The following is a 23,058-nucleotide window of genomic DNA, read 5'->3' on the forward strand; positions in this document are numbered from 1 at the left end:
TCCCAGTCTAAATTCCGGATATATTCGATACTGTTTCCCGTACCGTGATAGCGCACACCGCCCAGCAAGAAAGCCGCAGGTAAGAACTCATCTGGCGTGAACAGCACAGACAGAATATGACCTTGCGGATGGCAAATCGGTGCCAGACTGTGGATCAGCGGCACATAGTGATCGACGGTGTCTGCATCGCGCTGGATCCAATCCATGGCAGACACAAAACATTCGCCAAAGACTTTGTGCTGATGTTCAGTGGCGAAATACGCAGCGCTGAACTGACTTTCAAATCGCACCAATGCTTCAAAGTCCGGATCCGAGAAGGTTTCAGATAGCAGAACCCCCCAGTCATTTCGCACCCCGCTTCGCTCCTGCCAGTACGGAACGCGGTTTCCGGCCACAGCAGAAAAGTAAGCAAAGAGGTCCGGATAGGTATTTTCCGTGGTGTTCGCAGGCAGCGTTTCATAAGGCTGGTACGGGTCTTGGGACTCTTTGAAATTGAACAAGCACAGTTGCTCATCCAATCCGCTGACCGTGGCCTGACCGCTGCTGTCCAGCGTACCGCTTCCCAGCTCAGCCCCACCTTCGTCCGTCACCGTAAATGGCGCATTGGTCAGCGGCGCGCCCGTCGGATAACGGCAACTCACGGTCACATCGAAGGTTGATGCTTCATCCGGCGGAACTTCAACGCTGGCCTGCGACACACCGGCAAGGCACATGGTATTGGCTTTGTTCATCGTCATCATGTCAGACAGGCGCGTCACGCCTTCGCCCTCAAACTTCACGGTTGCAGAAGCCGTCACAAAGGCGGCTTCTCCCTGAATGGTGCCCGAGACAATGCCTTTTTTATCGCCGCCTTCATCGCCGGTACTGGTTGAAAACTTACTGGGCTTAATCGCAATACTGTTGCCGCCATCCATGGTGATCGTTTTGGTGCCATCGACCAGATCTGCCGACTTGGCCTGATTGGAATAAGGAATCGGCACCACAGGGGGTCCACACTGTGTCATACAAACATCCGGAATATCGGCATTTGCCACGCCTTCTGATCCCTGATGGACAATACTCAAGCCATCTGCACTTACCGTCACTGCCATGCCGCTACCTCATATCATTGATTTTCCGCGTATTTTATCAACAAGGGCCGGTTGCTTTCTCACTGGATTCACCTTCATTCAGTCGGTTTGCCCTGTCATTCTGACGGATTCCTGAAAAATGAGATCTCACTCCACGATTTGGCGACTTTCATCCAGAAAAAAATGCTGAAATGCAGGCGATTTATCAGGCAGTTATGCAACGATGCGCTATGCTCTGGTCAGATATTCGAGACAGGGACGGTAGTCTGATGCTGTTATGCCATTTCTCTTTTCTGATCATCGACGACAGTCATATTGCAATTTCCCTGATGCGTTCCATGCTGACAAATGCAGGCGTGCCGAACGCAAAGATTCAAACCACCAGCGACAGCCTGAAAGCGTTGCGGATGCTTCGCACCAACACTTACGACGTGGTGTTATGTGATTACAACATGCAGCACCATATTGACGGCGGCCTCATTTTTGATGAGATCAAACACAACCATCTGCTGCCACCGAGCAGTGTGTTTATTTGTGTGACAGGCGATAACAGCCAGCAAGTGGTCACTCACTTTCTGGAACTGGAACCTGATGACTATCTTATTAAACCCTTCCGGATGAATGATTTTATCTCCCGGATTGAGTATGTGCTGGCGCGCAAAATTGCCCTGAATACGTTGCTCACTGCCGTGGAAGAGAAACGTTATGAAACTGCCCTGGATTGCGGTGAAACACTGCTGAGTCAGTACCCGAAATACAAAGGTTATTTGTCCCGGATTCATGGGGATTGTCTGTTGCGACTGCAACGGCATCAGGAAGCAGAAACTTTTTACAAACAGGCCATGCAGGAAACCCAGCACATCTGGCCCATGGTTGGCTTTGGCAATGCGTTACAGGGTTCCGGCAAACTCAAGCAGGCGGAAGAGGTCTTTCAGGAAATACTGGCGCGTCATCCCAACCATCCGAAAGTCCGGCAATGCCTGGCCAATTGCCTGATCCGGAAAGAAGAATTACCGGAAGCGCTTCAGCAGTTTCTGCTGCTGCATAAAATCAACCCGGCCAATCCCATCCGGGAGCTCATTATTGCCAACCTGTACGCAGCACAGCAGCAGCACGAAAAAGCCGCGTCCTGCTATTTTCGTTACACAGAGAAGGTGAAAGATACCAGCCAGTACAGCCTGGGAATTGACGTCAATATGTCTGTATCCATGCTGCTGGCCAGTATTTATCTCAAAGCGCCCAAACAACAGATCAAGCTGGTTGATGACGCCCGTACCGCACTTATCCGGCTGAATCAGAAAACAACCAAAGATGATAAACAACTCGCCAGACATCCGAGTTTGCTGGTCGGGATGGCGATTCTGGCCTGCTTACGCGGAGAGATTCAGAACTGCTACAGCATTGCCAATCAGATTGAATCGGATCAGGAGGACATTTCAGATTTTTACACGGCACTCAATCTGGCCCGCATGTATGGTTTTTGCGGCATGCCGGATATGTATGAGTCCGCCATGGTGAAAGCCCGGCAAATCTGTGGGGAAGCTCAGGATGAAGGCCTGATGCTGAGCCAGACAGAACTGCTGAATGGTTTTCAGGATGAAATATATCAACGCCTGCGCCTTGGTGGCGCACTGGTGAAACAGGCGCAGCAGTATCGTCAGGAAAATTTAGCCAACAAAGCTCTGAAAAAAGCTTATCGCGCCTTTTTCATTGTGCCCTTTCACCATGAGTTATGTTTTCTGATCCTGGAGCTCACCGGACTGGCGACCCCCAGCTGGTTACAGCATGATGAAGTCATGGCCATCCTGAAATCCTGTTATTGGGTGTACTGCAATGACAAACGGCCCACCGAACAACAAAAAAGCCGGGCACTGGATTTTTATCGGTTAGCGTTGATTCGGGTGGATTGATCCCTTATCTTCACTATCATTCAACTTATATATTTTTCAATCGCTTACAGGAGTTCTTTAGTTAGCTCTCAACTGAAAAATCAAAGCCATCAATCTTTTTATGTGTGAAGGATAACCATGTCTCAAATTGATATTCGCCCGGCAACGATTGAAGATGCCCCACTCATACTTCGTTTCATTCAGGAATTGGCGACGTACGAGAAACAACCCCACGCGGTTAAAGCGACACTGAAGGATATTCAAACCAACCTGTTTGATGAACATGCCACTGCACACGCGATCATTTGTTCCGTTCATCAAGAACCCATCGGGTTTGCCGTTTATTTTTATAATTACTCAACCTGGCTGGGGAAAAATGGGTTATATCTCGAAGATGTTTATGTCACGCCTGAATACCGCCAAGTCGGTGCCGGAAAAGCTATTTTGAAACATCTTGCGCAATTAGCGCTCCAAAAAAATTGCGGACGTTTCGAATGGTGCGTTCTGGACTGGAACGAGCCGGCGATTCGTTTCTACGAGTCCATTGGTGCCAAACCGCAGAGTGAATGGATTATTTATCGCCTGACCGGAGACGATTTAGAGAGGTTCGCGAAATCCTGAACGGACACAGTGTGTCTTCCTCTGAATACCCTAAGGAGCGCAGATCTCTGTCGCAACGAAACAGACCTTCAACATCATCAAAGATGATTCCATGAATCTATTCATGGTTTTCATTGCACAACACAAAGGTGAATCGGTGCAAATCACCCCAGAAATAGACATCGACCAAGCAACCCATGCCGCCATTCAGCAACTCCGGAATGAAAGCTTTCCGAAGCATCAGGTGGCCCGATCTTATTACAAGCAATGCCCGCATTTGCGATTGCTGGCATACGACGGTGACACCCTGACGGGCCATCTCGGGTTGGATTATCGGCGTATCCGGGTGGGTGATTCCGTGCTGAAAGTGCTGGGGGTGATTGATTTTTGTGTTCGTGAGCAAGTCCGGGGCACTGGAATTGGCTCCGCCATGCTGACGTATTTAAACCAGTATGCCCAATCCAGAGCCGTGGACTTTATCATGCTGATCTCTGAGCATGAGACGTTTTACCGCAAACACGGTTTTCAAAACATCGCAGCCCAGCACCACTGGCTGATGATTCATGAACATCAGAACTTTGGCATCGGCCATCATTGGCTGAACGATCTCTGGGTCTGTTCCATTCAGGGCGCCCCCTGGCCAGACGGAGAGATCGACTGGCTGGGTTATCTCTACTGAGGCACCACGGCATTGGATGCTGCCGTGGTGCACCGTGTGACCGCCCCAGGATCAGGGATCGACATTCAGCGCGTTTTGATCAAAGAGCGCGGTGACAATCTCATTGGCCGTTGAGGCGATGTCCAGCCCGAGTGAGCTGAGATCCAGATTTTCCAGCACCACATTCTGTTGCTGGCCCGTGTCTGCATTCACCGTCAGATTGACACTCCCGCTACCATCAACGCTCGCATCCAGATGATCCAGCAACCGGGTCAGTTCATCACCACCTTCATCCGGCAATACATCCGACAGAGTCAGGACATCTTCGCCCAGCGTCAGATCGGTGATCACATCTGTATTTGCCGGGGTCGACAACGCGCCCGGATTCATTACAAAGATATCGTTGTCATCGCCGCCGGTCAGAATATCATTCCCCGGCCCGGCGATGAGCGTATCATTGCCAGCCAGCCCGTTCAGCGTGCTGCCGGACGGGTCGGCGGTCAATTCATCATCACCGTTAGTAGCAAAACTGATATCCAGCAGCAAGGTGCCATTACCAAACAGCGTTTCCAGTTTCTCGCCATCGGTCAGGCTTGCCGGGTCGGTGCCCAGCAAACTGGCCTGGCTGACCCCTTCCAGCACAATGCGCTGAACAACCGAACCGCCATCCAGAATATCCAGGACGGTATCCGCACCGTCATCCGTCAGTTGAATTTGAGCGGTCAGATCATCAAAGGAACTGCTGCCGGAAGTATCCACCGCTTCGGTCAGATCCAGGCCGTCGATGCCGGCTTCAAAATCTTTCACCGTGTCGGTGGCTTCATTGCCAGCCGTGCCTAAATCTGCCGCGATCCACCTGAACAGATCACGAACCCCATCACCGGTGCCGCCTTCCTCTCCCCCCCAGAGCAGGTCATCGCCTGCACCACCGACCAGAATATCCTGACCTAAACCACCAATCAGAATATCTTCGCCATCTCCCCCCAGCAGCGTGTCTCCGCCATCCGCACTGATGACCAGATTCGGTGCGCCGCTGTCACCCGCACCGATTTCCCCGCCGGTATTGGCCGGATCATCGACGCGGACTTCAATTGCGACCGGCGCTGATTCTGCCTGACTGCCGTCCACTTCTTCAGAAACCGCAACCACAGACAGATTGCTGGTCCCTTCCGGCAGATTGCTGACAAAGAGATCACTGAGCTGTGCCGGAGTGACTGTCCAACTGCCATCGCCATTGTCTGTCCCGACTACAGCCCCGGCGCTGTCGACTAACTGACCCGTGCCAAGATTGCGAATCTGCACCGTCAGGATTTCATTCGGATCGCCCGCCACCGCTTCAAGCCCCAGTAGCGGTATGACCGCACCGAGTGCCCCCCGCATCACTGCGGTCTGCGGGACAGACAGTGTCATTGTCGGGGGTGTCGCGACCGGCGTCACCGTCACATTCACTGTGGTTGTGGCAGTTTTCGGGCCATCCGTCCCGACGTTGCCCTGATCATTGACCGTCACTGTGACCGTATCTGCGCCATTGAAATCCGCATTTCCCTGATAATCCACACCCGCTGCCAGAATGGCATTGATCTCATCCAAGCTGCCTTCCAGCGTCACCGCGCCTGTCCCGTTATCAGTCACGATGACCGAAGAGCCACCGGGGACAGTCACGGTCAGCGTGCCCTGATCCGCGCTCAGGGTGGCGGTCATCACGCCGGTTGATCCGGCTTCGCCGAAATCAGCATCAGTGACGGATAACCCGCTGAGGGTCAGTACCGCCTCTTCCGCCACGGTCTGATCGGGCAAGGTTGGCAATTCAGGCGCATCATTGATGGCCTGCACTTGAATCGTGACGGTGTCACTGTCTTCCAGCGAGCCGCCAGCGCCCGTGTTGCCCTGATCATTGGACGTCATCGTCAGCGTGACATCGCCATTGAAATTCAGGTCCGGCGTAAAATTCAAACCACTGCCAAGCAGTGTGTTGATGTCTGTAACAGAGCCTTCCAGCACGAAGGTGTCTGTCCCGTCACCGGTGATCGTCAGCGCGCCCGTATTGCTGCCGGCCGGCACAGCAAGCACGCCGTCGCTGACGCTCAGTGTCACCGTCATCGTTCCCTCGGACGTTTCATCCACATCCACATCCGTGACCTGCAGTGCCGTAATCAGCAGTGTGTTGTCTTCATCCACCACCAGCGGATCCGACGGTACTTCATTCACCGGCGCATCATTGACCGGCTCGATGTCCACCGTGATTGTCGTGAACACAGCCTTATCGTCGGTGGCCACATCGGTTTGATCCACGGCGCGGATTTCAAGGCTCAGTTCGCCATTCCAGTTCTCTCGGTTCGCATCGCCCGGCACAAATACCAAACGGTCCAGATCAGCACGATCGACCGTGACCAGCCAGGTGCCGTCCCCGTTGTCCGTCACCGTTCCGCTGACACCGTCTGGCAGCGCAATACTGCTGGATTCCGGCACATTTGACACCAGAACCTGCAGCGTTTCCGGCGGATTTTCAGTCACATTTACCGCCCCGTTCGTCACACTGGGCGCGTCATCGAACGCTTCAATATTCAGGATCAGATCGATGTTCTGATCTTCCGTGCCGCTGGCCGTCGGCGTGACATCGGTATCAACCCGATCAGCCACCGGATCGACTTGTAGTGTGAAAGTCGCACTCTGCTCAGAGGGCGTCGACAAACTTTCCTCTTGCGTGAAGACCGTCACTCCAATCTCAGCGGTTCCACTGAAATCCATCGGCGGTGTGATTGTCACGCTGCTCAGATCGAAGTTCGTACTGCCCGGTGGCACAGCAATGGTCCATTCACCGCCGCCATTGTTGGCCGCGCCGCCGACCACAAACCCTTCCGGGACGTTGGTCAGTTTGACAGAGAGAATCTGCTCGGAACCGTCAATGTCGACAACTGAGCCCCCCAAGCCCGACAGGCTGATGGCTGTGTCTTCGTCGCCGATCAGCGGCACATCCGTGCCGACAAAATCGACCGCATCATTCACAGCGACCACCTCAAAAGTCACCGTATTACTGAAGGTTGCGGTATCCGTTTCTGTAGCCGGTCCGGTAGTCATGTCATAACTCGCGGTATCTGTCACTTCAACCGACAACGACAGCGACACAGTGCCGCTGAAATCCTGCGCGGGCTGGAAGACGATGCTGTCCAACTGGCTCAGATCCGTAATCGTCAGTGAGCTGACCGGGTTACCATTGCTGTCGAGCAGTGTCCCGGTTGCCGGATCGGTGACAGTCACCACAACCTGAGTGATGGTTTCCAGTCCTTCCGACTGCGTGGTACTGATATCCCCCACAGAACCCGACACATCCAGAATGATCTGCCCGTCTTCATAGGCCGTGCCGGTTTGGATGACTTCGGCTTCACCACTGTCCGACACAGGTTGGCGATCCGCATCCAGCCCCTGCGTCTCCACCACACTTAATGTAAAGTCCGGCTGATCCACCACGGGTGAAATACGGATGGGAATCTCATCAAGCTGCTGTTCGGTATCGCCGCTGACCGTATCTGTATTCACATACTGGACACTGATCGTAAAGTCCCCGGCGAAATCCTGCGGCAGATTCAGGCTCACGCCGCTTAAATCAATGGTGCCGTCTGGATTCACCGTCGTTTTAATCACATACTGATTGGTCACAAAGTTAAAATCAGTGCCGGAAATCGTCACTCCCGGTGGCAAGCTGCCTGCATCAATCACCAGCGATAATTCATCATCATTCTGATCACCAGCAGTGCTATTCAGGCTGACGATCTGATTCAGGAAGCTGCCCAGATCGACCTGCGTGTCTTCCGTCCCAGTGACTTCAATGGTTTCATCAATCTGAATCTCAGCAGCAACCTGATCCTCCGCACCCCGGGTGAAAGTCACCTGCACCGTATCGGTAAATTCCACCAGCGCGCTGACGTCGCCATCATCACTGAGATCCTGTACCTGGCCAGCCACTTCTATTGTGGCTGTCCCGTTAAACTCCGGAGGCGGGATCACGACGATCTGATCCAGGTTGCCATCTGGCACATACCAGCTCCCATCACCGTTGTTAATCGCACCTTCAACCACAAAACCGGTCAGCAGATTGCCGCCCGCATCGCGGAAGGTCAGGACGACATCGGTCACGACTTCATCACTGCTCGGATCCAAATCCAGGAAGTGAATCGAACCATCTGAGCCGCCGCTCCCAGTCAGATCCAGACGGTCGCCAACCACCAGCGTATCGGAAAAAATGGGATCGCCATTGGTGTCTGTTCCGGTTTGGATACCAATGACGCCATCCGGCTCGACCACAGCCGTGAGATTCAGCGTCACCGTACCAGCCACTTCTTTGGTTGCCACAGCCGGGGAATCCACATCATTCTCTTGCACCATCACCAGCGTATTGATTGTGACATCCAGATCCGAATCTTCCGGCGCAATCAGCTGAAGCTGTGCCCCGCCCTCCAGTAACGCAAATTCCGCCGCAGTCAGGGTGACAGAGCCGGAAGCATCCACCGTCAGGGGAGTGATGGTTCCGCCATTGTTGATTTGCAGGCTGTAGCCTGGATCCGTCGGCACATTCTGAAGCGTCAGCCCTGTGGCAAACTCCTTACTGTCGGTGAATGGCGGCTGCCAGTTGATAGTCACCGGCTGATCTTCCAGTCCCTGACTGGTCTGGGTGTAATCCCCGGCATCAATGACCGGCTCGATGTGAATCACAATCTGGCTTTCCTGTTCCAGTTGGTCCCCATCGTTTTCTGTCACCACCACTTTGGCGTTCAGCACAATATCTTCCGTACTGTTCAGCGGCGGTCTGACCGTCACCGTCCCGGCATTCAGCTTCACTTCATATTTTGGCGTCCCAGTAGCCGGATCAATCCCGGCATAAACAATCGACTGAGGATTTCCATCGGCATCAAAGAACTGTGTTCCTTCCGGGATATTGCTGATCACCAGCGAGAGGGTTTCCGAAGTATCCGTTGGTGCTAACGCCAGTTCCCCGGAAATCACACTGAAATCAAGGACCGCTTCTTCGTCTTCATTGATCGTGGTTTCAACCCCCGGCAATCCACCGTCCGGCAACAGGGTCCAACTGGTCCCGCCAATATCAAAGTCCGGTGCATCAGCCACCCCCGTCAGATCCACTTCGATGGTTTTTGCCGGAATCACCCGTTCATCGGTCACTGTGGTTGAGGTGCCATCCGCCAGCGTGACCTCAACCGTATCCCGGACCACACCTTCCACAGTGAAGGAAAAATCAACATTGCTTTCCGGAACCGGTTGCAGCGAGATATCACCAATGTCGTCATAAGCGAATTCATACACCCCGTTTGCATCCGGTGTCAGCGGCACCCCGTTTTGCAGTAACACGGCGCCATCCGGCAGGTCGGAAATCCGGACGAACAGGGTTTCGACACCAAAATCATCGGCGGTGTCATCCAGCTCGGCCAGGGTGATATGGTCACTGAGCGGAATGGGTTCATCTTCCAGAGACTCAACCCGCGTCACTTTGAGCTGGGCATCATCTGCAACCGGCAGAACGTTGATGACGACTTCCTGCACCACAGACTGCGCTGTGATTGCCGTAGGCAACGGATTCAGCGTTTCGCGGCTCTGGGCTACCAGTTCCAACCGGATATCACCACTGAAGTTATCGGCCGGATCCACCGCCACCGAGCCGACAGCACTCAGCGGCACCAGAAACGAGCCATCGGGCTGTGCAATCAGGCCATCGCCGACAATCTGTCCTTCCCCTTCCACAATGCGGACAAAATACATCAGTTCTTCCGAACCGTCGGTGTCCTGCAACACCGCATTGAAGGATGCAGCAATGCTGACATTGTCGCCGTCTTCTTCACCATCGCTGTAATGGACCTGCGCTGCCGGATCCCACAAGGGCACATCGGCGACGCCCTGAACATTGATAAACAGGGTGTCGGTCAGAACAGCAGGCGGCGTGCCTTCGGTGACATTGATTTGCGCCGACACCTCAAAATCAATCATGAAGGCCTGTTCCGCTGCGGTCGAGAAGTCCGGATCGGGCACAAAGGTGACGCCTTCGAGTTCAAAGACCCCATCGCCATCCGGATCGACAAACGCACCGGACGGAATCTGGACCTGACCGCCAACCGGCGTCAGAAGCGTCCCGTTGAAATAAAACGCGCCGTGCGGCTCTGCGGGCAGCGTAATCAGCACATCACCAATGGTCTCGCCCCGGTCCTGATCGCCCAGATCAAGGAACATGCTGACCGGAATCCCCTGCGTCGGGTCGTCCAGCGTTTCATCCGGATCCGGGAAGCGTCCCTGTTCTTCAAAGCCCAGCGACAGAGCAATGGTGAAGCTGGGGGCTTCGTCCGAAATCGTCAGGGTAATCGCACTGGTATCAATATCGTTATCGCCGTCAGTGACCTCAAATGTCAGATTCGCGACCAGATTGCTGTCGGTATGATCGATATCCGGCTCAGACACAAAAAAGCTGTCACCTTCCGGATGCACGAACAACTGACCCAGTAACTGGCCATTCTGGAATATATCAATGGGCACAAATCCATTGGCATCCGGCGTGCCGTCAGCCAGTTCATTGCGGTTGCCATCCGGATCCGTGATGGCGGTGACCGTCGCGTCATCCGCCCCTTCCTGCGCGACCGACAGCAAATCGATGGTGTTGGTGGTTTCCCCTTCCTCAATCGTATTGAAGGTCACATCGGTTGTCACAGGCACATCATCGTTGACGGTCACCGACAGCACCGCCGTGGCGCTGGGATCATTATCCTGATCGACCGCAGTGACACTGAAATCAAGCTGCAGGCTGGTATCATCTGCGGGCTGCTGATGATCCAGTGCCCCCGTCAGGGTAAAGGTGTAACTGCCGTTCGCATCATTGATTGCCAGCACAAAGACGGTCACGCCGCTTGCCTGTCCCAGATAGCGGTCGGTTGCTGCATCATAAATCAGGGTGACCGGCACTCCGCCAGCACTCAGATCAGGATGGGCGGCGTTAAATGCATCCACATCCACCACAAAATCGACCACAGCATCCGAGCCGGAATCCACACTGATCTGACCGGTCGCAGATTCCCCGTCTCCCGCCGGGTTGGTGCCGGGATGAACCCCATTGCCCCCATCCAGATCGGATTCAGACACCGTGGCGGCATCGACAGAAAGAATCACCGGATCGTCGCCGTCAGTGATGGTGACAGACACCGGAATCGTGTTGTCGAGGAAATCGCCGTCCGTATCCTCAGCCTGAAGTGGCAGCTGAAAACTGATCGTATCGTTTTCTGAAATCACCACGCCGCTGGTGTCTGTCCCGGCATGATCCAGTGGCGCAAACTGCTCAATATCAACCGACACATCAAGACCCAGACCATCGGCACTCTGGCTGGCGGTCAGGGTTGCTGTCAGGACAGTCACCCCGGCAGCCGTGAGTGTCAGTGTTTTCGTTGCATCATTCCAGACCGCAGTCACCGGTTCACCGTCTGCCGTCACTTCGGCTTCCAGCTCGCTGATCAGCGAAGCCAGCGCTGTCGCATCCAGCGTGACGGTATCCGGGTCCAACCGGTCCACACCGGGCTGAATGCTGAGTTGCGCCTGTCCCGATGCCGGATAACCATTGGCCGGATCTGCGGGCGTCAGATCCGGCTCGGTGAAACTGATGCTGTCGGTGCCGGTAAATGACCCCTCGGCATTCACGCCGTCTGCAATGGTGATATTGAGCGTGCCCGGCGCGCTGAGATCGCCGTCTCTGTCCTGAGCCAGCACCGTGAGCGCCAGATTGTTATTGTCCGGTGCATCAAACTGATCCAGTGGCTGAAGCTGATTCACCACATAGTTACCGTCCAGATCGATGGTGATGGTCAGCACGGTGATAGACGGATCGTCGGTGCGGGTCAGCGTGATGGTGTCGCCGTTCACGGAATAGTCGGTTGCAAAACCGTGGCTGGTCAAATTGTCCAGCGCGGCCTGGGTGCCATCAAAGACAACACTGACAATGTCATCACTGCCAGTATCCACCGCAATGGTGCCATTGCCGGTTGCAATGCCATCCTCGCCTTCATTGAGGCTTGCCCCTGAATCAGCGCCAAAGGCCGGATTATCCCCATCGGTGATCACCACCTGAGTCACATCCGGATTCAGCAGCATATCCCCGTCGGTATCGGCAAGCTGAAGCGGCACATCAATCCGGATGTCGCTGCCATTGACCAGCACAATTTCACCATCAAAATCAACATGCTCCAGCGGACGGAACTGCTCAACCGTGGCCGAAATATCCACATCGCTGCCGTTCTGCGTGGCAGTAAAGGTGAGGGTCAGCACCGGATCGCCAGAACCTGTCGCGACCAGCGTTATCGTGACCACGCCGTCGGCAGACTCATCCACCACGGCCGTCAGGGGTTCGCCGTTGGAGGTCAGTACCGCCAGTTCTGATTCAAGCGAAGCCGCCGCGCCATCGGCAAGCATCAGTGTTCCTGCAACCAGATCATCCGTCACAGCACCGATGGCAAAGCTGGTGCTGTTATCCACCGGATAAGCGTCCGCCGCAACCGTGGTTTCCAGATCACCTTCGGTCACGCCCAGCGTCCGGTTTGCGCCGTCCGCATCCGGGCCATCGGTGATATTGATGATCAGATTGCCCGGATTGCTGACATCCCCATCCTGATCCACTGCCGTGACCGGCAGCACCAGTTCGGTGACATCGCCGGCATTCAGCTGATCCAGCGGCTGATGCTGAACCACGGTGTAGCTGCCATCAGGGTTGATTGTGAGGGTCAGCACGGGCGACGCATCGTCATCCGTCACCAGCGCAATCACATTTCCGGTCACGGTATAACTGGTATTCACACCATTTGACGTTAAATCATCCAGCGATGGCTGGCTGTCTTCGAACACAAAAGCCGCGATGGCATCACTGCCCACATCCAGTGCAATACTGCCGTTGACAGTTTGTTCAGTCAGCGTTTCGGTGAAGTTTGTACCCGAATCCGTGCCCAGTACTGGCAAGACGCCATCATTGATGGTGACCTGCACATTCACGGGTTGCTGGAGCGGATCGCCGTCCGTGTCCGATAACTGCACCGGTACATTGACCACCAGCGCACTGCCGCTCACCAGCACAAATCCGGTGCTGTTTCCGCTCGGTTGATGGTCTAAAGGTCGGTGTTGCGTCGTGGTCAGGTTCAGGGTCACATCCTGACCGTTCGCGGCCTGACTGGCGGTGATACTGATGGTGAGTACGGGAGTCCCATCGGCCAGCGCCCCAATCAGATTCCCGGTCAGCGGGTCATAGCTGAAGGAAAGCGGTTCACCGCCGGAAGTCAGCTCCGTGTCCAGTTCGGCGATCAGGGCAGCCAGTTGCGCCGGGTCGATCTGAACACTGTCTTCATCCAGCGCATCCGAGCCCGCCGTCACCGTTCCGGTCACGGATACCGTTTCCGGATACGCACTGGGGTCAAGATCCGGCTCTGTCAATGACAACGCTACCGTGCCGCCACCCGCAGCATCATCCCCGTCGGTCACGGTCACCGTGAGGATGCCTGTGTTGGTATCGCCATCTTCATCGGTAATGATCAGACTAAACGGCAGGTCGATTGAATCCCCGGCGACCTGATCCAACGGCCCGGTCAGCAGTACATCGTAGTTGCCGTCTTCTGCAATGGTGACCGTCAGAACCGGATTGCCACTGGCATCACTCACCGTAATTTCATTGCCACTGACCGCAAAACTGACCGGCTGGCCATTGCTGGTCATCATCAGTAAGCCGGGCTGATCCGGCGCAAAATTCAGCGATGCAATCGCATCGCTGCCAATGTCCACACCAATGCTGCCGGTTTGATTCAGCACGCCGTTGTCGGTCGTTTCGTTCAGCGTGACACCGCTGTCTGCCAGAAACTGCGGGATGTCTCCGTCAATGATGGTCACGGTTGCATCAACGGGTGCGATCAGGCTGTCGCCATCCACATCTGCCGCCTGCACCGGGAAGTTCACCACCAGACTGTCACCATCGACAGCCACAAAGCCGTCGCTGTTTCCGGCTGGGTTGTGATTGAGCGGGAGGTTCTGCGTCAGGGCCAGATTCAGGGAGACATCATTGCTGCCCGGCACCTGAGTTGCGGTCAGCACAACACTGACTGCCACAGTGCCGTCCGCCAATGCCCCGGCCAGCACGCCGGTTGCCGGGTCATAACTGAAGCTGAGCGGCTCCGTCCCGGATGCGATTTCCGCATTGAGTTCATCGATCAGCGCCTGCACCTGCGCCGGATCAATCTGAACCGACGCAGGCACCAGGCGATCTGAGCCCGCAGTGATGACCACATCAGCACTGGTGGTCGCCGGATAAGCATTCGGCGCAAGATCCGGCTCTGTGACCATGACAGCAATACTCTGACCGCCAGCGGGATCTCCCCCATCCGTGATACTCAGCGTGATCACACCGGGCGCCGTATCGCCGTCATCGTCGGTGAGCAGCACATTGAGCGGAATCACCAGCGGATCGGTATCCGTCTGGTCAAACGTCCCCGTCAGGGTGACATCATACGCGCCGCTCTCATCAATATTCACCGTCAGGATGACAGTCCCGGCACTGTCGAGGATTTCAAGCGTATCCTCATCCGCCAGATTCAAACTGACCGGGGCACCGTTACTTTCAATGTCTGCAAGACCAGGCTGATCGGTGGCAAAGTTCAGTGAGGCGATGGCATCACTGCCGGTCTCCACACCAATCGTGCCATTTTGTGTCACGCCTAAATCATCCGTTTCATTCAGGCTGACACCGGAATCATCCAGGAACGCAGGCGCGACCCCATCATTCAGTGTGACTGTCCCCGTAATGGGCGTGTCCAGCGGATCACCATCCGCATCACTGGCCTGAATTGGCAGGGTGACGGCAATGGTGTCGCCGTTGACCGACACCAGCCCCGTCGCATTGCCGCTGGCCGTGTGATCAAGCGGGGCGTTTTGGGTTACCGTCAGCGTCAGGCTGATATCCTTACTGCCTGCCACCTGCACCGCAGACGGCAAGACACTGAGCACCACAGTACCGTCTGCCAACCTGCCTTCCAGCGCGCCCGTCACCGGGTCGACGGCAAACGTCAGGGGATCACCGCCTGAGGTCAGCTCTGCATTCAGTTCAGCGATCAGCGCGGCCAGTTGATCCGGGGCGATCTGAACCGATTCCGGTACCAGCCGGTCTTCCCCGGCCGCAACCGTCACCGTGGCATTCGTGGTTGCCGGATAAAGATTCGGATCCAGATCCGGCTCGGTCACCGTGACACCAATCACTTCCCCGCCCGGCGGGTTCGCACCGTCTGTGACGGTCACGATGATCACGCCGGTATCCTGATCGCCATCGTTATCGGTCAGCACCAGATTCATCGGGATCTCCAGCGAATCGCTGCTTTGATGATCCAGCGTCCCGGTCAGCACCACGTCGTATTGGCCATCCGGTGTGATCGTCACGGTCAGAATGACATTCCCGTTACTGTCTTCCAGGGTGATTTGGTTCCCGTTTGGCACCAGCGACACCGGGTTGCCGTCACTGGTCAGCGGCACATCCGGCTGAGTGTCGTCAAACAGCAGCGAAGCAATGCCATCGCTGCCGATATCCACCCCAATCGCGCCATTCAGTGTCTGTCCGTTGTCTGTGGTTTCATTGGCGGTGACGCCGGAATCCGTCTGGAGATCGGGGAGATCACCATCGTTGATGGTCATCGTGACTTCCGCGGGCGTGGTCAGCGGATCGCCATCCGTATCCTGCGCATTCAAGGGCAGCGTCAGGACAATCGCCTCGCCATTGGTGGTCACATAAGGCGAGGTCTGGCTGCTGTCGACATGGTCCAGCGGCACATGCTGGGTCAGCGTCACGTTCACCGCCAGATCTTTATCGCCGGACTGAGCCGCCGTCATACTGATTTCCAGCGCCAGCGTATTATCCGGCAGGCGGCCTTCAATGACACCGGTCGCCGGATTCACTGTGAAGGTGATGGCTTGCTGATCGGACGTTAACAGGGCGCCGAGATCAGCCAGCACATCAGCCAACTGATCCGGGTCAATGGCCAGTGAGTCCGGCACCAGACGATCCGATCCCGCAGCCAGCACAAATGAGGTCGTGCCACTTTCAGGATAGTTGTCCGGGTCTGAATCCGGCTCAGTCAACGTGATTGCGGCCGTTTCGCCACCCGCAGCATCATTGCCATCCTGAATGGTGACTGCAATCTGTCCTTGCGCGGTATCGCCGTCATCATCGGTGGCCAGGACATCAATCGGCAGCACAATCTGATCATCTGCGCTGAGTTCATCAAAAGCATCGCTGATCACCACGTCATAGCTGCCGTCGATGTTGAGCGTCACCGTCAGAATCACGTCACCGTTGCTGTCACTGACCGCCAGCAGATTGTCTGTGACCGTATACGTGACCGGATTCCCATTACTGGTCAGTGCGCCAATCGCTGTCGCCAGAGCGGGGTTATCTACCACGGTGACAGACGCCAGATCATCACTGCCGATATCCAGTTCAATCTGACCACTCACAGCCACGCCAATGTCGTCAGACTCATGGACGCTTGCGCCGCTGTCCTCGCCGAAGGCCGGGAACACGCCATCAATGATGGTGCCCGTCACCAGCACGGGGTCATCCAGAAAATCGCCGTCCGTGTCCTGCGCCTGAACTGGCAGCGTCACCACAATCGCCTCACCTGTCACCGTCACCAGCCCGCTGCTGTTGCCCGCCGGGTTATGGTTCAGCGGCAGAGACTGCGTGAATGTTGCGGTGAGATCTAAATCCAGACCATTGGCACTCTGCACGGCTGTCAGCACGATGCCGACCGCCAGCGTGCCATCCGGTAAACGGCCTTCAATGGTGTCGGTTTGCGGATCGTAAGTGAACGTCAGCGGCTGGCTGCCGGACTGAACTTCAGTGGTCAGCTCGGCCAGCAAGGCATCAATTTGAGTGCTGTCGATGCCCAGCGTTGTCGGATCCAAGCGATCGACGCCCGCAGCAATTGTTACCGTTCTGATATCCGTCGCCGGGAACGCATTGGGAGAGAAATCCGGTTCGGTCACCGTCAGATTGATCACCTCACCGCCCGACGCGTTATTCCCGTCGGTAATCCGTAGCACCACACTGCCAGTGGTCTGGTCGCCGTCAAAATCCGTTGCCGTGACGCCAAGCTGGAAAGTGATATCTTCCGACACCAGCTCATCAATGGGCTGAAACAGTGTCACCACATAGGTGCCATCCAGCGCAATGCTGACCGTGAGCACGGTTTCACCGCGAGAATCCACCAGCGTCAGCTGATTCCCCTCGACCGTCAGCGTTGTTTCAAAACCGTTGCTGGTCAGCCCGGTGAGATCAGGCTGTTCCGCTTGAAAGACCAGTGTCTGAATGGCATCCGCACCGACATCCAGCGGGACAGCGCCGTTTTGCGGCGTGCCCATATCAGCCGATTCGTCCACCGCTGTGCCGCCGTCGGCGCCAAATTCCGGATCAGCCCCATCCAGCACGGTCAGCGTGACACGGACCGGCGAATCCATCAGATTTCCGGCAACATCAGTGCCCTGAATATCCGCAATCATCTGCAGGACATCGTTGTTGTTTGTGACCCGTCCGCCAGCAACCGTCTCATTCACATGATCCACCGGACCACTCAGCACCGTGGTGAAAGTCACCGTCACATCACGGCCACTGGATTCAGCGCTGAGCCCTAAAGTCAGTACGACCAGACCCTGGCTCTCCCCGATGATGGCATTTTGTCCGGCATCAAAGCGGAAAGAGACAGGCTGTCCGCCGGATGTGATTTCATTGCTCAGTTCTGCCAGCAGGGCTTGAAGTGATACGCCGTCAAAAGTGAAACTGGCTGGATCCAGCGGTAAAGTGCCCGCTTCAATGGTGACCGTGCTGGTCGTTTCGGTCGGATAAGTGTTCGGTGCGAGATCACCTTCAGTCAGCGATAAATTCAGATTTTCACCGCCGCTGGCAGCATAAATGACATCCGTCTCATCCTGCGTCTCCACAGGCGCGAACAGATAGTCGGTGTCGAACCCGGCTTCGGTGAGAATACTGTCGCCGTCGTAGTTCACCACAACAAAACCGCTGTTAGCAGAGATCCCGCCGGAAGAGCCCGCAGCACTGCCCGCCGCGGCCGCTTCAAAGACTTCGGTCGGGTCTTCCCCGGCCAGAATCAGAGCCTGTAACTGCTCAATATCGACGTCTGCAACCTGAGGCTGCGCTGAATCCCGGAACTCGATTCCCTCGTTCAGATCAGACACCCAGACGCCGGCACCATCGAGCAAAACACAGGTCGGACAGGCCCGATCCACCAAAACCGGTTCGCCGTTACGCATCATGACATAGCGGGCATTGCCGTTGGCAACCAACACATCATCGGGCTGGACTGAATAAGCAAACTCAACCGGCCTGACTGAACCGTCAGATTGAATGACGAACACAACACCATTTTCAACCGTCAGGGTTGCAAGACCATTTGCGACAAACTCTTCCATAAATATAACCTCATATGCATACGCAGGTGCACACTACGACAGTCCGGGTCAGGTAACGCAAAATTGAACAGAAAGTTAAAAGTGAGATTTCTATCTCATCTGTTAGTTAAGAATTGTAGATTAAAAGTGACGCAGCTCACATTTGGTTGTTCTATCCTTGTCTTATCGGAAGAATTCAGTCGCTTAGCGTCAATTTTTTTACGCTTCCGGTACAAATTCACCATAAAAAGACTGAAGACAACATGAGAACTTAGGTTCTTAGGCCAGAAAATCGCTGCCAGTCTTATCTTTGAGACATTTTGCAGGGATTCACAGAGCGTGAAGGGATATGAAGACGCCGCCAGTACACCGAAAACATCTTGATTTTGTGGACGATAAAACCGCTGCCTTACTGCTCAATACACCGGGCAGTGCCCGGCTCATGCTTTGGGTGATTGTCATTTTCTTCGGCGTCGCCGGGGTCTGGGCATCTCAGGCAGAATTGGAGCAGGTCACCTCCGGCAACGGCAAAGTTATCCCGTCCTCCCAGTTACAGATCGTGCAGAATCTGGAAGGGGGCATCGTCAAAGATTTACTGGTCAGAGAGGGCGAACAGGTGACCAAAGGCCAGCCGTTATTGCTGATTGACGATACCCGGTTTCAGTCAGATTTCCGGGAGCGTGCGCAGGAACTGGCCAGCGCACAGGCCAATGCGATTCGGCTGAACGCGCTGCTGGACAATGTGTCGGTAGACCGGCAGAAAAAAACCGTGAGCATACGTCAGACACCACTCGCTTTCCCGGATGATTTTCTGGAAAGTTATTCGGCTCTGGTCCGGCGTCAGCAGGCGGAATACCGGGATAACCTGACCAATCTTGAGAGCCAGCTTGCCGTCGCCGCGCAACAGATTCAGCAAAAACAACAAGAACTGGTTGAAGCACGTTCCCGCCTGAACAATCAGCGACAGGGCTATCAGCTCGCCAACCGCGAATACAACATCACCAAGCCACTGGCGGAAGAAGGGGTTGTGCCGGAAATCGAATTGCTGAAACTCCAGCGTCAGCTCAATGAAACCCGCAAGGATCTGCGCTCAACCGAACTGCAAATCCCGGTGATTCAGGCCGCAATCCGGGAAGCTGAATTCAAACGGCTGGATATTGCGCTGCAATTTCGTTCTGAAACCCAGTCGGAACTCAATCAGGCAACAACGCGGCGGGATGCCCTCAGTCAGTCCAGTGTCGGATTACAGGATAAAGTCCAGCGCACACTGGTTCGTTCGCCGGTCACCGGTACCATTCAAAGCCTGTATGTGAATACCATCGGTGGTGTCATTCAACCGGGTATGGACATCGTTGCAATCGTGCCAACCGAAGATAATCTGGTGATTGAGGCAAAAATCTTACCCCAGGATATTGGCTTCCTGCGTCCGGGTCTCAAGGCAATGATTAAATTTTCAGCCTATGATTTCACAGTCTATGGTGGTTTGGAGGGCACTTTAGAACAAATCAGTGCCGATACCATTCAGGACGAAGAAGGGAACAGTTTTTATCAGGTAAAAATTCGAACAGATAAAAATAACTTAGCGGATGACAGCGGCGAAGCGCTTCCGATCATTCCCGGAATGATCGCTTCAGCAGATATCATCACCGGAAAACGGACAGTGATGCAGTATTTACTGAACCCGGTGCTGAAAGCCCGCCATTCCGCCCTCAGGGAGTAGCGAAATGCATTATCGGTTTACAAAGGTATGTTCAGCGCTCACGCTCGCGCTGCTGACAGGATTTGCCTCGGCACAGTCACTGGAACAGGCGGTTGCCCAGACGTTAGCCTCCAACCCGGAAATCAAGGGCGCCTATAACGATTTTATGAGTCGGTATGAATCGATCAAGGCTTCCAGAGGCCAGTATTTACCCTCGCTGGATTTAGAGGCTGGCGTGGGCTACGAAGACTATGATGACACCACGAACAACACCGGGGATTACAATACCTCTGATGCCACCCTCAGTCTGCGCCAGCTCATCTGGGACGGTTCCATTACCTATCATGATATTCAGCGGAATAAATCTGAAGCGGAAGCTCAGCGTTACCAATTGCTGGCGGATGCTCAGGACAAAGCACTGCGGGTTGCGGAAGTTTATCTGGCCGTGTTGCAGGCGCAGGAAGTTCAGTCTCTCTCTCAGTCGAATTATCAAATCCACCAGCGCATTTATACCGACATTAAAAAACGGACCGATGCCGGCATTGGCTCGACTGCGGATTTATCCCAGATCGAGGGGCGTCTGGCCCGGGCGGAATCCAACCTGATTGCGTCACAGAACAATGTGCAGGATAAAATCACTGAGTTTTACCGTGAAGTTGGCGAACAGCCCGTGAGTCTGGTCCGTCCGGAAGTCGATATCAATTTCATCCCGCCGTCGCTCAACCGGGCGATGGAGATTGCTCAGGAAAATAATCCGACGTTAAAAACGGCCAGCAATGACATCGACGCTGCCAATTATCAGTACAAACAGGCCAAAGGCGATTTCTGGCCCACATTCACGATTGAAGCGTCTCAGGAATGGGGGGAAGATCTGGAAGGGACACCCGGTCATACCGATGAACTGAAAGCCGGACTACGCATGCGCTACAACCTGTACAACGGGGGAACGGATCTTGCTGAAAGCCGCCGGGCCGCCTATGAAGTTAATCAATCCAAAGACATCCGAGACCGGGCCTATCGCCTGCTGGATCAAAGCACCCGCCTTGCCTGGAGTGCCCTGGAACTGTCAGAACGCCAGACTCAGTATCTGCAGAAACATGTCGATGCGGCAGCACGCACTGTGACGGCTTACGAGAAACAGTTTCAGATTGGTCAGCGCACCCTGCTGGATGTACTGAACACAGAAAACGAACTGTTCGAAGCCCGAAAAGCCTATTTGCAGGCTGATTACGATGGGATTCTGGCCCGTTACCGGGTCCTGAACGCCACCGGACAGTTACTGGACGAAATGCGGGTCGATGTCCCGGATGAATGGACAGCGTCAGTACGCTGAAGTCTGTTGAGACAGGAGGCTTTATGACACGCACACAGCACCTACTTTGCTTACTGATGTTTTTACTGCCATTGGGCTGCGCAACCACAGTGGGGGATCCACCGGTTGCGGAACAGTCCCGTGATTTACTGGATCAGGATTCCGATGGCGTTATCAATGCGCGTGAACGCTGCGCGGACACCCCGCTCCCGGCGATCGTCAACAACGACGGCTGTCCGGAGTACGTTGCCAGCGAACGGACCAACGAACTGCACATTCTGTTCGCTAATGATTCCGATGTGATACCGGACGCGTTTCGATCCCAAATCATCAAAATGGCAAATTTTCTGAAACACTATCTGGAAACCGCTATTGAGCTGAAAGGCTACGCCAGCCCGGTTGGTGGTGCTTCCCATAATCAGGATTTATCTCAGCGGCGGGCGGCCAACGTTCGGCAATTACTGCTGGCCCAGGGAATTGCTCCGGCCCGGGTGCGAACCGTCGGATTTGGTGATCATGATCCAGTTCAGGGCCAGACACGTGAACAAACGAATATTCTCAGTCGCCGTGTGACTGCTACAGTGACGGGAGCCGATCAGGGCGTACTTGAACGCTGGACCATTTTCACCACAAGGAGTCAGTAACACCATGAACAGACATCTTACTCTGGCAATACTGCGGTAAGACACGTGAAGCAATGGCTGTTGATTGGCTGTCTGTTGTTTGCTTCCCCTCTCAATGCACTGAATGAGCAGGAACTGGCGGCCGTCACGCGGGTGGCCGATTATTACGGTGAGCGTGCAGGAAAACGGATGATCGCCTGGCGTCAGCTCCTGACCGATGTTTCAGCACAGCAGGAAACCGCCAAGCTGGAAGCCGTGAACCGTTTCTTTAATCAGTTGCATTTTGTTGATGACATCCAGCTCTGGGGAGAAACAGATTACTGGGCAACGCCTCTGGAGTTCATCGGGGCTGCGGGCGGAGACTGCGAGGATTTTACCATCGCCAAATATTTTTCTCTTCGCGAACTGGGCGTCGCCGATGAGAAACTACGGTTGGTGTATGTCAAAGCACTGACCCTGAACCAGTTCCATATGGTGCTGGCCTATTATTCCGAACCTCATGCGGTTCCCGTCTTGCTGGATAACCTGATCCCGGAGATCAAACAAGCGACAGAACGGCAGGACTTGAAACCCGTCTACAGTTTTAACGCCAGCCAGCTCTGGCTGGTGAAACAACAAGGTCAGGGACAGCTTGCAGGCAAAGCTTCCCGGCTCAAGCGCTGGACGAATCTGAGACAACGCTTTGATTCACAACAGATGCACAAGCCCATTATTCATCTGGATCAGAATTAGGGGAAAGGA

At 54.9% G+C, this 23,058-nt stretch carries 9 protein-coding genes; 7 read left to right on the plus strand and 2 right to left on the minus strand.

The window, feature by feature from the left end; genetic code table 11:
• A partial coding sequence (locus Q4579_RS07410) for a DUF4150 domain-containing protein (RefSeq protein WP_303562906.1) occupies positions 1 to 1,091 on the minus strand: 1,091 nt, incomplete at its 3' end.
• A 248-nt stretch (positions 1,092 to 1,339) separates the two neighbouring features.
• Between Q4579_RS07410 and Q4579_RS07415 the strand changes: the two genes are divergently transcribed.
• From Q4579_RS07415 to Q4579_RS07425, 3 genes are all read left to right on the plus strand, one after another.
• A complete protein-coding gene (locus tag Q4579_RS07415; protein WP_303562907.1) occupies positions 1,340 to 2,980 on the plus strand; it encodes a tetratricopeptide repeat-containing response regulator in 1,641 nt (546 codons plus the stop codon).
• 117 nt (positions 2,981 to 3,097) lie between these two features.
• Positions 3,098 to 3,580 (plus strand): GNAT family N-acetyltransferase, encoded by a 483-nt coding sequence (locus tag Q4579_RS07420; RefSeq protein WP_303562909.1) that lies wholly within the window; start codon positions 3,098 to 3,100, stop codon positions 3,578 to 3,580.
• A 91-nt stretch (positions 3,581 to 3,671) separates the two neighbouring features.
• On the plus strand, positions 3,672 to 4,238 hold the full coding sequence (locus Q4579_RS07425; protein WP_368501970.1) for a GNAT family N-acetyltransferase: 567 nt from the start codon (positions 3,672 to 3,674) through the stop codon (positions 4,236 to 4,238).
• Between the two features lie 51 nt (positions 4,239 to 4,289).
• Here Q4579_RS07425 and Q4579_RS07430 read toward each other — a convergent pair whose 3' ends face one another.
• Positions 4,290 to 18,704 carry a retention module-containing protein gene (locus tag Q4579_RS07430; protein WP_303562911.1) on the minus strand — a complete coding sequence of 4,805 codons (14,415 nt, stop codon included), beginning with the start codon at positions 18,702 to 18,704 and terminating at the stop codon, positions 4,290 to 4,292.
• Positions 18,705 to 19,032: 328 nt separating this feature from the next.
• On the opposite strand from Q4579_RS07430, the gene Q4579_RS07435 reads away from it, so the two are divergent.
• The 4 genes from Q4579_RS07435 to Q4579_RS07450 are packed head-to-tail and all read left to right on the plus strand — an operon-like array spanning position 19,033 to position 23,049.
• Positions 19,033 to 20,403 (plus strand): HlyD family type I secretion periplasmic adaptor subunit, encoded by a 1,371-nt coding sequence (locus Q4579_RS07435; protein ID WP_303562912.1) that lies wholly within the window; start codon positions 19,033 to 19,035, stop codon positions 20,401 to 20,403.
• Between the two features lie 4 nt (positions 20,404 to 20,407).
• Positions 20,408 to 21,715: a TolC family outer membrane protein gene (locus Q4579_RS07440; protein WP_303562914.1), complete on the plus strand. Its 1,308-nt coding sequence runs from the start codon at positions 20,408 to 20,410 to the stop codon at positions 21,713 to 21,715.
• 23 nt (positions 21,716 to 21,738) lie between these two features.
• Positions 21,739 to 22,338 carry an OmpA family protein gene (locus Q4579_RS07445; RefSeq protein WP_303562916.1) on the plus strand — a complete coding sequence of 200 codons (600 nt, stop codon included), beginning with the start codon at positions 21,739 to 21,741 and terminating at the stop codon, positions 22,336 to 22,338.
• 45 nt (positions 22,339 to 22,383) lie between these two features.
• Positions 22,384 to 23,049 carry a transglutaminase-like cysteine peptidase gene (locus tag Q4579_RS07450; RefSeq protein ID WP_303562917.1) on the plus strand — a complete coding sequence of 222 codons (666 nt, stop codon included), beginning with the start codon at positions 22,384 to 22,386 and terminating at the stop codon, positions 23,047 to 23,049.
• Positions 23,050 to 23,058: the final 9 nt, after the last annotated feature.

It is taken from the genome of Photobacterium sp. 1_MG-2023 (genome assembly GCF_030547945.1).
In the GTDB taxonomy this organism is placed as follows: domain Bacteria; phylum Pseudomonadota; class Gammaproteobacteria; order Enterobacterales; family Vibrionaceae; genus Photobacterium.